Origin of the sequence: Polaromonas eurypsychrophila, assembly GCF_014641715.1 — a bacterium.
Taxonomy (GTDB): domain Bacteria; phylum Pseudomonadota; class Gammaproteobacteria; order Burkholderiales; family Burkholderiaceae_C; genus Polaromonas; species Polaromonas eurypsychrophila.
Genome location: NZ_BMIG01000005.1, coordinates 147,388 through 160,034 on the forward strand (window position 1 = coordinate 147,388; position 12,647 = coordinate 160,034).

At 61.1% G+C, this 12,647-nt stretch carries 12 protein-coding genes; 7 read left to right on the forward strand and 5 right to left on the reverse strand.

Going from position 1 to position 12,647, the window contains the following annotated elements; all coding sequences use genetic code 11:
• Positions 1 to 7: 7 nt before the first annotated feature.
• The 3 genes from IEX16_RS08965 to IEX16_RS08975 form a co-directional block, all read right to left on the reverse strand.
• Positions 8 to 847, reverse strand: a complete 840-nt coding sequence (locus IEX16_RS08965) for an IclR family transcriptional regulator (RefSeq protein WP_188708005.1) — start codon at positions 845 to 847, stop codon at positions 8 to 10.
• Between the two features lie 182 nt (positions 848 to 1,029).
• A complete protein-coding gene (locus IEX16_RS08970) occupies positions 1,030 to 1,395 on the reverse strand; it encodes a hypothetical protein (RefSeq protein WP_188708006.1) in 366 nt (121 codons plus the stop codon).
• 40 nt (positions 1,396 to 1,435) lie between these two features.
• Positions 1,436 to 3,874: a UvrD-helicase domain-containing protein gene (locus tag IEX16_RS08975; RefSeq protein ID WP_188708007.1), complete on the reverse strand. Its 2,439-nt coding sequence runs from the start codon at positions 3,872 to 3,874 to the stop codon at positions 1,436 to 1,438.
• A gap of 67 nt (positions 3,875 to 3,941) precedes the next feature.
• Between IEX16_RS08975 and IEX16_RS08980 the strand changes: the two genes are divergently transcribed.
• Together IEX16_RS08980 and IEX16_RS08985 are read left to right on the forward strand one after the other, a co-directional pair.
• Complete coding sequence (locus tag IEX16_RS08980; protein ID WP_188708008.1) at positions 3,942 to 4,613, forward strand: hypothetical protein; 672 nt, start codon at positions 3,942 to 3,944, stop codon at positions 4,611 to 4,613.
• A 193-nt stretch (positions 4,614 to 4,806) separates the two neighbouring features.
• Positions 4,807 to 5,784 carry a GMP reductase gene (locus IEX16_RS08985; RefSeq protein ID WP_188708009.1) on the forward strand — a complete coding sequence of 326 codons (978 nt, stop codon included), beginning with the start codon at positions 4,807 to 4,809 and terminating at the stop codon, positions 5,782 to 5,784.
• A gap of 19 nt (positions 5,785 to 5,803) precedes the next feature.
• Here IEX16_RS08985 and IEX16_RS08990 read toward each other — a convergent pair whose 3' ends face one another.
• Positions 5,804 to 6,670, reverse strand: a complete 867-nt coding sequence (locus tag IEX16_RS08990; RefSeq protein WP_188708010.1) for an alpha/beta hydrolase — start codon at positions 6,668 to 6,670, stop codon at positions 5,804 to 5,806.
• A 131-nt stretch (positions 6,671 to 6,801) separates the two neighbouring features.
• Between IEX16_RS08990 and IEX16_RS08995 the strand changes: the two genes are divergently transcribed.
• The 4 genes from IEX16_RS08995 to IEX16_RS09010 all read left to right on the forward strand — a co-directional run bounded on the left by IEX16_RS08995 (position 6,802) and on the right by IEX16_RS09010 (position 10,828).
• Positions 6,802 to 7,494 carry a GntR family transcriptional regulator gene (locus tag IEX16_RS08995; protein WP_188708011.1) on the forward strand — a complete coding sequence of 231 codons (693 nt, stop codon included), beginning with the start codon at positions 6,802 to 6,804 and terminating at the stop codon, positions 7,492 to 7,494.
• A gap of 33 nt (positions 7,495 to 7,527) precedes the next feature.
• A complete protein-coding gene (locus IEX16_RS09000) occupies positions 7,528 to 8,409 on the forward strand; it encodes a phytanoyl-CoA dioxygenase family protein (RefSeq protein ID WP_188708012.1) in 882 nt (293 codons plus the stop codon).
• 105 nt (positions 8,410 to 8,514) lie between these two features.
• Positions 8,515 to 9,873, forward strand: a complete 1,359-nt coding sequence (locus tag IEX16_RS09005) for an NAD(P)H-dependent oxidoreductase (RefSeq protein WP_188708013.1) — start codon at positions 8,515 to 8,517, stop codon at positions 9,871 to 9,873.
• 58 nt (positions 9,874 to 9,931) lie between these two features.
• Positions 9,932 to 10,828: an NAD(P)-dependent oxidoreductase gene (locus IEX16_RS09010; protein ID WP_188708014.1), complete on the forward strand. Its 897-nt coding sequence runs from the start codon at positions 9,932 to 9,934 to the stop codon at positions 10,826 to 10,828.
• Between the two features lie 27 nt (positions 10,829 to 10,855).
• On the opposite strand, the gene IEX16_RS09015 is transcribed toward IEX16_RS09010, so the two are convergent.
• On the reverse strand, positions 10,856 to 11,590 hold the full coding sequence (locus IEX16_RS09015; RefSeq protein ID WP_229676264.1) for a FadR/GntR family transcriptional regulator: 735 nt from the start codon (positions 11,588 to 11,590) through the stop codon (positions 10,856 to 10,858).
• 163 nt (positions 11,591 to 11,753) lie between these two features.
• Between IEX16_RS09015 and IEX16_RS09020 the strand changes: the two genes are divergently transcribed.
• Positions 11,754 to 12,623 carry a fumarylacetoacetate hydrolase family protein gene (locus IEX16_RS09020; RefSeq protein ID WP_188708015.1) on the forward strand — a complete coding sequence of 290 codons (870 nt, stop codon included), beginning with the start codon at positions 11,754 to 11,756 and terminating at the stop codon, positions 12,621 to 12,623.
• Positions 12,624 to 12,647 lie beyond the last annotated feature (24 nt).

Here is a 12,647-nt window from a genome sequence, read left to right on the forward strand (position 1 = left end):
TCAACCGTCAGTACGCCTCGCCTGAGGCGTTTTGCAGCTTCCTGACCAAGCTGACCAATTGCGGGCGTATCTCGGTCATCAAAAATTGCGACGACAGCTTGAAGCCCGGCCCGCCGCAACTGACCACCATCACCGCGCGCCCACCTTCGGGGCGAAAAGCCGCTGCAATCGCATTCACATCCTTTTGCCAGTCGCCGAAAGACGCGCAGCAGCCGTGCTCGCGGTAGTGAGCCAGGGCCAGCTCAATGCCGGCGCGCGTGACCGGCCAGGCTTTTTCGTCATGCGCGCGAATCCGCTCCATCAAGTCGCTGCGTTCGCTGTCGCTGCAGCCGGCCAGATAGGCGCGCCCCATTGCGGTCTGCGCCAGCGGAATGCGTGAGCCGACATCCAGGCTCAGGGTCAACGCGGATTCACTGCGGCAGTTCTCTACATAAATCATGCTGAACCGGTCGCGCACGCCCAGCGACACCATGGCCTGCGAACTGTCGGCCAGGTCCTGCATCAGCGGCCGGGCCACCTGGCGCATGTCCATGCGCGCCAGCATGGCACCGCCCAAAGCCAGCACAGCACTGCCCAGGCGGTAACCGGTCGCACCTTTGCCATCGGTCGCCGGGACCAGGTAGCCCTGGCGCGTCAGCGTGTAGGTCAACCTGGAAATCGTTGACTTGGGCAAGCCGCAGCGGCGTGCCAGTTCCTGGTTGCCGAGCATGCGGTCGCGCGAACGAAAAGCACTGAGCACATCGAGACCCCGCGCAAGTGCGGTTACGAAGTGCCGGTCTGGCTTGGCCTGGACGGTGCGGGGCGATCCCTGGGCGGAAGGCAAAAGGGTCGGAATTTTACTGCTCATGATGTTCTGCATTGCGGAACATTTATTCTATCGACAGTAGGCGTACGTCCTGCGTCCAGCCCTTGTTCGCTCCTCGACTAAGAGCAAACCTTCTACCCTTGGAACCAAAGTCTTCCGCAAGAAAGTTCTGCATCGCGGAATTCAGGGCGCGCGCATCAACCGTGATGACCGCCATCGAACCGTCAAGCGGCGCTGCGCACTTCCAGAATTTCATAATCAATGGCTTCGCGGTAAACCTTGGGGTCACCCAAGGCCAGGTGCAGCAGTATCTTGGTGGCATGGGCCTTGACGACGCGGTGCAGCAAGGCGCCAACAAGCACCATCGGCAGCCCCCACCAGAAGTAACCGGACAAGGCCAGTGCAGCACCGATGCCCAGCAGCGGCAACGAGATGCCGACGACAAACAGGCGATGCTTGACATATTTTTGGGCACGCTCGGGGTTGACGATCAGACGAAAGCGGCCCATGGGCAATCCGGTCTTGAACGCCTGGTGGCTCACTTCGATGGTGGCGTCGTCGGCTTGAGGGTTTGTCTCGGTCTCGTTCATGGTTGTCTCGGAGCGGTTGATCGGGCCTGTTCCATCTTAACTAAACCACTGTCAGCTTGGCCACGCTCAGCGCCAGCCATTTGACGCCATGCCGGGTGAAGTTGATCTGGGCCCGCGCGTCATCGCCGCTGCCTTCGAGCATCATGACCCGGCCCTCGCCGAACTTGGCGTGGAACACCTCCATGCCGGTCTTCAGTCCGTGCGCAGGCGCGTTGCGCTGCGGCGGCACCACCGGGTTGGCAAATGTCTCGCCGACCGGTTTTCTTGAAGCAAATGCTGCTGCAGCCCAATCCCCGCGTGCGCCACCAGCTCCTGAATTGCTAGCACCCCAGGTCCCGCTGTTGCCGCCGTAGGCCTGTGCGAAACCCCGGTTTTTTGGCGTGATCCATTTGAGCGCCGCCTCCGGCAGCTCGTCGAAAAAGCGGCTTTTCAGGTTGTAGCGGGTCTGGCCGTGCAGCATGCGCGTCTGCGAATGGGTCAGGTACAGGCGCTTGCGCGCGCGTGTGATGGCCACGTACATCAACCGGCGCTCTTCCTCGATGCCGCCGGCGTCACTCAAGGAGTTTTCATGCGGAAAGATGCCGTCTTCCAGGCCGGAGATGAACACGCAGTCGAACTCCAGGCCCTTGGACGAATGTACAGTCATTAGTTGCACCGCGTCCTGGCCGGCCTGCGCCTGGTTGTCACCGGACTCGAGCGCGGCATGGGTCAGAAACGCCGCCAGCGGCGACAGGGTTTCGCCGGTTTCCTGGTTCGGCGCCAGCAATTCGGGCAGCAGCTCGTTGCCCAAAGGCGCCGACGGATCCAGGCCCTGGCTGGCCGGCGACTGGCGCAAAGCCACGCCCAATTCATCGATCGGCAAGGCCACTGCATCGCGGCCAAAACCCTCCAGACTGACAAACGACTCGGCGGCGTTGACAAGCTCGCCCAGGTTTTCCAGCCTATCCTGGCCTTCTTTATCAAGTTTGTAATGTTCTTCAAGGCCGCTGTGTTGCAGCACGAGTTCAATAATTTCGCGCAAGCTCAACCCTGGCGTCTGCTCACGCAGCACATCCAGTTTCGCGACGAACGCGCCCAGGTTGGTACCGGCCTTGCCGGACACCGCGCTGACCGCATCGTGCAGCGAGCAGCCGGCGGCACGCGCCACATCCTGCAATTGTTCGATGCTGCGCATGCCGATGCCGCGCGGCGGGAAGTTGACGATGCGCATGAAACTGGTGTCGTCGTGCGGGTTGTCCATCAGGCGCAAATAGGCCAGCGCGTGTTTGATCTCGGCGCGCTCGAAAAAGCGCAGGCCGCCGTAGACGCGGTAAGGTATGGCGTTGTTGAACAACGCGGTCTCCATGACCCGGCTTTGCGCATTGCTGCGGTAGAGAAGCGCAATCTCCTTGCGCTCGGTGCCGTCGCGTACCAGTTGCCGCACCTCGTCAACAAACCACTGGGCTTCGGCAAAATCGGAAGTGGCCTCGAACACCCGCACCGGCTCGCCGGGACCAGCTTCGGTGCGAAGGTTTTTGCCCAGGCGCTTGCTGTTGTGGCTGATCAGTTCGTTGGCCGAATCGAGGATGTTGCCGAAGCTGCGGTAGTTGCGCTCGAGCTTGATCTGCTGCTGCACATCGAACTCACGCACGAAGTCGGCCATGTTGCCGACACGCGCGCCGCGGAACGCATAAATGCTCTGGTCGTCATCGCCCACCGCCACCACCGAGCCACCCGGCATCGCGTGCGTACCAGCAGCAGCGGCATCGCCCTGCCCCGCCAGCATCTTTATCCAGGCGTACTGCAGTTTGTTGGTGTCCTGGAACTCGTCGATCAGGATATGTCGAAAGCGCCGCTGATAATGCTCGCGTACCGGCGCGTTGTCACGCAGCAGTTCGTAGCTGCGCAGCATCAGCTCGCCGAAATCGACCACGCCTTCGCGCTGGCACTGCTCTTCGTAGAGTGCATAAATCTCGGCCTTTTTACGCGTCTCTTCATCTCGCACCACCACATCTTTGGCGCGCTGGCCGTCTTCCTTGCAGCCGGCAATGAACCACATCAGCTGCTTGGGCGGAAAACGTTCGTCGTCAATGTTGAACTGCTTGCACAGGCGCTTGATCGCCGAGAGTTGGTCCTGGGTGTCCAGGATCTGGAAGGTCGACGGCAGGTTCGCCAGCTTGTAGTGCGCGCGCAGAAAGCGGTTGCACAGGCCGTGGAAGGTGCCTATCCACATGCCGCGCACATTGACCGGCAACATGCTGGAGAGGCGGACCATCATCTCCTTGGCCGCCTTGTTGGTAAAGGTGACCGCCAGAATACCGCCCGGCGACACCTGACCGGTTTGCAGTAGCCAGGCAATGCGGGTAGTGAGCACGCGGGTTTTGCCAGAGCCCGCGCCGGCCAGGATCAGCGCATGCGTGTTTGGTAAGGTGACCGCTGCCAGTTGCTCCGGATTAAGATTTCGTAAGAGAGGGGAGCTTGATGCGACTTCTGAGAACATTCCCCATTGTAGAAAGCCTCTGATGCCGCCCTTGTTTCCCCGGCGAGTACCCGTTCTTGCGTCGCTTGTGCTGGCAGCTAGCCTGGCGCCGCCTGCCCATGCCCAGTCCTCCTGCTCCAGCGACGGGCAGGCAAGACCGGTGGCCCTGGTGGAACGTTTCATCAATGCCGATTGCCGCGATTGCTGGATCGATGCGAGCACCGCCCGCGCCCGCCGCGGTGAAGTGGCATTGGACTGGGTGCTTCCCGGCAGTCAGGGCGAGGACGCACCGCTGTCGGCAGTCGCCAGCCGCGACGGACTCAAGCGCCTCGAAGCCTTGGGCCTGGCGCCGCAGGCCGGCAGCAGCAGCCAGACCACCGCCGTTGCCGTTCAAGGCCGCCTGCGGGTGGCGCACGGATTGCCCGTCTCCGGCTACATCGGCGCGTCGGTGGAACTAAAACGCCTCCCGCCGGCGGGCACGCCCGCGCCCTGGACCGTCTGGCTGGCGCTGGTGGAAACCATCCCGGCCGGCACCGAAGGCTCGCCAGTGCCCAGAAATCTTGTCCGAAACCTGCTTCAGCCCTTATGGGACGGACGCAAGCAGCTATCAAAAGATGAGCGCCCAAGCTGGCTGGAGTCACGCAGCATGGACATCCCGGCCGGCACCGACCCCTCACGCCTGCGCGTGGTCGGCTGGGTACAGGATGCCGGCGGCCGCGTGTTCGCTGCAGCGCAATCGCGCTGCGTGCCGCCGCGCTGAGCGCCATGGGCCTGCACATATAACGGCTATACAAGCACGCACGTGCCGGTAACCCGCACATGCGCCTAGAATCAGTCACCGGGCCCAAGCAATTGCGCCCGGTTTTTTGTTTGCTGCCTCTCCTGCCGACAATGAGCCGGTCCAGTCCAAGTGCCTTCTGTTCTTAACAGTTCAACCTACAGGCTTGGGAACCATGGAAATCTTCGACTACGACAATGTCTTGCTGCTGCCGCGCAAATGCCGCGTGGAAAGCCGCTCCGAATGCGACGCTGGCGTCACGCTGGGTGGGCGCAGCTTCCGCATACCGGTGGTGCCGGCGAACATGAAAACCGTGATCAACGAGGACATCTGCGTCTGGATGGCCCAAAACGGTTATTTCTACGTGATGCACCGCTTCGACCTCGATAACCTGGCTTTCGTCAAGCGCATGGCTGCAGCCGGTGTGTATGCCTCGATATCGCTGGGCGTTAAAAAAGCCGACTACGACACGGTGGACCGGCTGGTGACCGAAGGCCTGGCGCCCGACTACATCACCATCGACATCGCGCATGGCCATGCCGACACGGTGCAGCGCATGATCGGCTACCTCAAGGACAAGCTTCCCTCGTCCTTCGTGATCGCCGGCAATGTCGGCACACCCGAGGCCATCATTGACCTGGAGAACTGGGGCGCGGATGCGACCAAGGTCGGCATCGGACCCGGCAAAGTCTGCATCACCCGGCTGAAAACCGGTTTTGGCACGGGTGGCTGGCAGTTGTCGGCGCTCAAATGGTGCGCGCGTGTGGCGACCAAACCCATCATCGCTGACGGCGGCATTCGCGAGCACGGCGACATCGCCAAATCCATCCGCTTCGGCGCCACCATGGTGATGATCGGCTCCATGCTGGCCGGTCTGGAAGAAAGCCCAGGCCAAACCGTCGAGGTCGATGGCCGGCTTTTCAAGGAGTATTACGGCAGCGCCTCGGACTTCAACAAGGGCGAATACAAACACGTCGAGGGCAAACGCATCCTGGAGCCGGTCAAAGGCAGCCTCAAGGACACGCTGCGCGAGATGGAAGAAGACGTGCAGAGCGCCATCAGTTATTCAGGCGGCACCAAATTGATGGACATCCGCAAAGTCAACTACGTGATTCTGGGCGGCGACAACGCGGGTGAACACCTGCTGATGTAAGAACCCCGCGCGGCGGCGTTCAGGCCGTTGCGGCGATCAACTGCAACGCAAGCTGGTGCAGGCGGTGGCCAGGTTGCACCAGCGCCTCAACGATGCTGAAGTGGTTCAGGCCAAGCAGGGCCTCACGGACCGGCACGATTTTGGAGCCCCAGGCGCGCTCGATCAGCGCGTTGTGGCGCAAAAACTCTGCGCTTTCATCGGCACCGGCCACGCTGTAAAGCACCCCCTGGCTGGGCGCCGGGAACCAGGCCGGACTGGCCTGCGCCACCTGTTTCGGCGTCAGGCGCAAGGAGTCTTTCAAGAACGGCGTGTGCATCACTGACTCGAGCTCGTACAGGCCCGACACCGACAGCGCATTTTTGACGAGGTCGGCCGGCAGGTCGGAGGCATGTTTCTTCCACAAACAGGCCAGCAGCATGGCCGCCAGATGGCCGCCGGCCGAATGCCCGACCACGGTGATGCGCTCCGGGTCGCCGCCAAAACGCGCGATGTTGCGCCAGATCCAGGCCAGCGCATGGACCATCTGCAGCGCGATGTCCGGAATCGTCACCGCCGGACACAAATCGTAATTGGGCATGACCACACAGGCACTGGCGGCATTGAGGGCAGGCGCCAGAAAGGAATGGTCAGATTTGTCCAGCGAGCGCCAGTAACCACCGTGTACGAACACCAGCACAGGGGCGCCGCCCGATGCGCCTTTGCGCGCCGGAAACACATCGAGGGTTTCAGCCGCACTGGAACCGAAGGCGATGTCCAGCGTGCAGGCTTGCGTGGCCCGGACTCGGGCAGAACTCTCGGCCCAGCGACTCAAATAGGTGGCGTGCTCCGGCACCAGCGCGCGGTTGTTGTACATGCGGTCCAGCCAGGCGGCGTCGGAACGGTTCATGGGAACTCCTGAATGAAATGATGGGGCGACCAGGCAATATTGGCACATCCGCGTTTGCTGATGTCAGTTACGGGTAAACCCGCTATAGCCATCCAAAACTATCAAAGTATTCTGTATACAGAGTACAAAATATGCAACCCCAGCTTCTCAAAATCGAATCCACGCCCGACCTGGTCGACCAGGTTTACCGCAGCCTGCTCGACGCCATCAGCGAAGGTTCGCTGGCGCCTGGCGCACGCATCATGCAGGAAGACATTGCCGAACAACTGGCGGTGTCGCGCCAGCCTGTGCTGCAGGCCTTGCGGCTGCTCAAAAAAGACGGCTTTGTACTCGACGCGCCCGGCCGTGGTGTGCTGGTAGCTCCGCTGGACGTGGACTGGCTGATGCAGATTTACCAGGTGCGCAGCGCGCTTGACGCGCTGGCGGCCCGGCTTGCGGCCTTGGCCCGTTTCCGGATCGATCCGAAGCTGATCAGCCAGGGCCGCGCCGCCGCACGCAGCAACGATGTCAAAGCCATGATGGCCGCCGACGCAGAGTTTCACGGCGCCATTTATGCCGCCTCCGGCAACCCGCTGATTGCCCAGAGCGCGCAATTGCACTGGCATCACATTCGCCGCGCCATGGGCGCCGTTCTGCAGCTGTCCACCATGCGGGAAACGATCTGGGACGAACATGAAACCATCGCCAACGCTATTGCTGCAGGCGATGCGCTGACCGCCGAAACCTTGATCCGCGAACACGGCGAAGACGCCAGCCGCAATCTGGCTGGCTTGCTGAGCAGTGCGCTTCAGCCTGCTTTCACCCCCACCGCCCTGCCCGCCTGAAAACACACCACGACCACCCCCAGGAGACAAAAAATGAAACTGAGCCCCGAGCAACTTGCCCAATTCGACCGCGAAGGCTACCTGTTTTTCCCCGGCCTGTTCACTCCCGAAGAAACCCAAACCCTCAATGACGCCGTGCCCGAGCTGTACAGCCGGCGCGAAGACTACAACGTGCGCGAAAAAGGCAAGGACGCGGTGCGTACCAACTTTGCCGCGCACATGTACAGCGAGCCTTTTGCGAAACTTGGGCGCCACCCCCGCATGATCGAACCGGTAGAAGAACTGCTGGGCGAAAAGCTGTACATGCACCAGTTCAAGATCAACGGAAAAATGGCCTTCGAGGGTGACGTCTGGCAATGGCACCAAGACTACGGCACCTGGCTCAACGACGACATGATGCCGACCGAACGCGCCATGAATGTGGCCATCTTTATGGATGATGTCACCGAGCACAATGGCCCGCTGATGTTCATCCCCGGCAGCCACAAAAAAGGCGTGGTCAATGCAAAACATGACCTGACCACCACCAGCTACCCGCTGTGGACCGTGGACAACGACCTGATCCGCCAACTGGTGCAGCGCGCGGGTGGAAAAGAAGGTGGCATCGTCAGCCCCAAAGGCCCCGCTGGATCAATGATCCTGTTTCACTCGTGCCTGGTTCACGCGTCGGGCAGCAACCTGTCGCCCTTCAACCGCGTCAGCGTCTACCTGAGCCTGTGCGCGGTCAGTAACCACATCCGCCGTCACAAACGCCCCGAGTACATTGCCCACCGCGACTTCACGCCGATTGAATGCCTGCCTGATGATTGCCTGCTCACTGATTACCCGGTGGACCTGCCATGGAAAGACGGCGTGCCAGCGACGGCGCTCCAAACCTCCATGGAAGAAATTGCGCCTGAGCGCAAGGCTGCCTGAACCTCCCGCATGTCATGCCGGACCAGATCCGGCACCCATGCTCCCTTAGCCACCTCCACCCCCTCCACCATGGATTGCGGGTCAAGCCCGCAATGACAGGACTTCATGAACTTATTTACAAAACTCCAGCAACGCGCCGCCGACAACAAGCCGATACGTATAGGCCTGATAGGCGCCGGCAAGTTCGGCTCCATGTACCTGGCGCAAATTCCAAAAACGCCGGGCGTGCACCTGGTGGCAATTGCCGATCTGTCCCCCGCTGCCGCCCGCACCAATCTCGCACGTGTGGGGTGGAATCCGGCTTTGACCCAGGCAGAATCAGCGCAAGCAGCTATCAAAACGGGAGCAACTTGGATCACCGACGACTGGAACGCGGTGGTCACGCATCCGCTGATCGACATCATCGTGGAATGCACCGGTAACCCGGTTGCAGCCGTCGAGCACTGCCTGCAAGCGTTTGCGCATGGCAAACATGTGGTCAATGTCACGGTCGAAGCAGATGCCTTCTGCGGCCCACTGCTGGCGCGCAAGGCGGCTGAGGCGGGTGTGGTTTATTCAATGGCCTTTGGCGACCAGCCGGCGCTGATCTGCGACCTGGTGGACTGGGCACGCACCTGCGGTTTTCCGGTGGTGGCGGCGGGCCGTGGCCACAAGTGGCTGCCGCATTTCTCGGAATCGACGCCGGACACCGTCTGGGCCAACTACGGCCTCACGCCGGAGCAGGCCGAGCGCGGCGGACTGAACCCGAAAATGTTTAACAGCTTTCTCGACGGCTCGAAACCGTCCATCGAGTCGACCGCCGTGGCCAACGCCACCGGCTTGAGTGTGCCCAGCAACGGATTGCTGTATCCACCGGCCAGCGTGGAAGACATTCCGTATGTCACGCGCCCGATCAGCGAAGGCGGCGTGCTCGAACGCAAGGGCATGGTGGAGGTGATCTCCTCCCTGGAAGCCAATGGCCGCAAGATTCCCTACGACATCCGCATGGGCGTCTGGGTCACGGTGGAAGCCGAGACCGATTACATCAAGAACTGCTTCGAAGAGTACAACGCGCACACCGACCCGAGCGGACGTTACTTCACGCTGTACAAACGCTGGCACCTGATCGGACTGGAAGTCGGCGTATCGGTGGCCAGCGTCGCTCTGCGAGGCGAGCCCACTGGCGTAGCCACCTGCTGGAACGCCGACGTGGTGGCCACCGCCAAACGCGATCTCAAGCCCGGCGACATGCTTGACGGCGAGGGCGGCTACACCGTCTGGGGCAAGCTGCTACCGGCCGAAACCTCCATGAAAATGGGCGGTCTGCCGTTGGGGTTGGCGCACAACGTCAAGGTCATTCGTCCCGTCAAAAAGGGGCAGAGCCTGAGCTGGGCCGATGTGGCGATGGATATGTCTACCCCGGCCTACAAAGTCCGCCACGAGATGGAAACCATGTTCTCGCCCGCCATGAAGAAAGCTGCCTGACAGCCTTCCATGTGCGGCGTGCCCCATGATGGGGCAGCACCATCCGATGGAAACCCGAATGAACACAAGCAGCAGCGCGCGCATCCTCAAACTCGCCTTTCTCGGCACCGGCAGCATGGGGCTTCCCATGGCCAGGCGCCTGTGCGAAGCCGGCCATGCCTTGCAGGTTTGGAACCGCACGCCCGGCAAGGCGGTTTCACTTACATCGCTCGGTGCGGTCGTTCATGCGCAGGCCAGCGCGGCTGTTGCCGGTGCAGACATCATCGTTGGCATGCTGGAAAACGGCGTGGTAGTGGAAGACGTGTTGTTTGCGCAAGGCGTTGCCGCCGCCATGAAACCGGGCGCCCTGTTCATCGACATGGCCTCGATCAAGCCGCGCGAAGCACGTGACCACGCCGCGCGCCTGGGTGCGCTCGGTATCGCCCACCTCGATGCGCCGGTTTCCGGCGGCACCGGCGGCGCCGAGCAAGGCACGCTGGTCATCATGGCCGGCGGCAAGGCGGCGGAATTTGAACACGCCTCGCCTGTTTTTCAGGTTTTTGGACGGGCCACCCATGTGGGTTCCCACGGTGCCGGCCAACTCACCAAACTTGCCAATCAGATGATTGTCGGCATCACGATTGGTGCGGTGGCAGAGGCCCTGCTGTTTGCGACCAAAGGCGGAGCCGATATGACCAAGGTTAAAGAAGCCATCACGGGCGGGTTTGCCGACAGCCGAATTTTGCAGGTGCACGGCCAGCGCATGGTGGAGCGCGACTTTCGTTCCCGCGCCCGACTGGCCATCCAGCTCAAGGACATGCGCAACGCTCTGGCGACCGCAGAAGAGATCGGTTTTGAGGCACCCATCACCACGCTTTTTGAACAGCTTTATGCCGAAGGTGCGGAGCACGGGCTGGGCGACCTCGACCATTCCGGCCTGTTTGTCGAGCTTGCCAGCCGCAATGGCATGAGTTGAGTCAGACCTTGCAAGCCCGACTCTGACTCAATAGCCGAGCATGTTGCTGCGCACATGCACCAAATGTGCTGCACACAATTCCTTCGCCTCAAGGGCGTCCCGTTGCTTGAGGGCTGCCACAAGCGCCCTGTGCTCCTGCTGGTATTCCAGGCGACGCGCCGGCGTGGCGCTGCGCCGCTTCAGCATGCCCCACTCCGCCTCCGAACGCGCTTGATTGATCAGATGGAAAACGCTGCTGATAAAGCTGTTGTGAGCGGCTTCGGCAATGACTTCATGCAGGCGACTGTCCCAATGCTCAAAGTCTTCCAGCGAGGTGGCCGCCTCCGCACGGGCACAGCATTCGTCCATGCGGGAAAAATCAGCTGAATTTGCGTTCCCGATCACCATGTCGATGATGGCCGGCTCCAGCACCAGACGCGCGCTCATCAAATCTGCCGGGCTCGTGGCCAGGGGTGTACCCAGGTCTGCAAGACTGCCCAGTTTGTCAGCGATACGTTCACTCACATAGGTACCGCTGCCGACTGTCTGCGTTATAAACCCGCGCTCCTTCAATCGCGCCAGAACTCGCCGTACGGCTGAACGGCTCAGACCGCTCTGGGCACTGAACTCGCGCTCGGTCGGAATCTGGTGACCCGCGCGCCACTTGCGTGACCGGAGTTTCTCAAGGATGGATTCCTGCAAGGCCATCGCGGTGTCATTAGGTTGCATGAGAATTGGGCTTGATTGGTTGTCTATTTTCCAACCTCGCCCTTCTTTTTTCATAGGTGATTTCCCGAAAATACTCTTCCAATTGCGGTTTTTGGTTGCTTATTGGTTCAACTTGGGTGAAATTACCTTTTCGGTAATCAATCGGGCGAATCGACCGGCGCAGCTGCGAAATTGCAATTCCAGCAGCGGCCCTCGCCGCCCTCAACAAGGAATTGCTTTGCGTCTGGCAACTTTTCAATGGAACGGACAGCGCCATGTGGGCGCGGTGTCTACGGACAGCCTGTCTGTTACGCCTTTGGCGCTCGACCCACAGCAAGCGCGCAGCGGTGTGCTGGCGGTGATCGAACAGGGTGGCAGATTGTCACAACTCAACCTTGATCACACCAAGGCCATCCGCCTGAGTGAGGTGCACCTGGAAGCGCCGCTGCCCATCCCTCGCCGCAACATCTTTTGCGTGGGGCGCAACTACCATGCGCACGCCAGGGAGTTGTCTGCGTCGGTGTTCAGGAACAACCATGCAGACCCCGAGTCATGGCCCATTGTGTTTACCAAGGTGCCCGAATGCGTGGTCGGCCCTTCAGCCGATGTGCGGCTACCTGCTGGCATCTCGGAGCAGGTGGACTACGAATCGGAACTCGCAGTGGTGATCGGTATCGGTGGCTGCAACATTTCGCGCGAGAAGGCCATGGACCACGTTTTTGGCTACACCATCGTCAATGACGTGACCGCACGAGATGTTCAGATGCGCCACCAGCAATGGGATTTGGGGAAATCCTTCGACACCTTCTGCCCCATGGGGCCCTGGATTGTCACTGCCGATGAACTGGACGCCACCAACACCCGGGTGCGGGGATGGGTCAATGGCGAATTGCGCCAGGACGGACACACCAGCGATCTGATTTTCGACATTCCTGCCCTGATTCAAACCTGCTCGCGCGGCATAACGCTGTACCCCGGTGACGTGATTGCCACCGGCACGCCCGCCGGCGTGGGCATGGGCCTGACCCCGCCCCGATACCTTAAGCGCGGAGATGTGGTGCGGGTTGAAATCGATGGCATAGGCGCAATCGAAAATAAATTTGTATGAGGCCACCAGCACGTGAATCGGCGG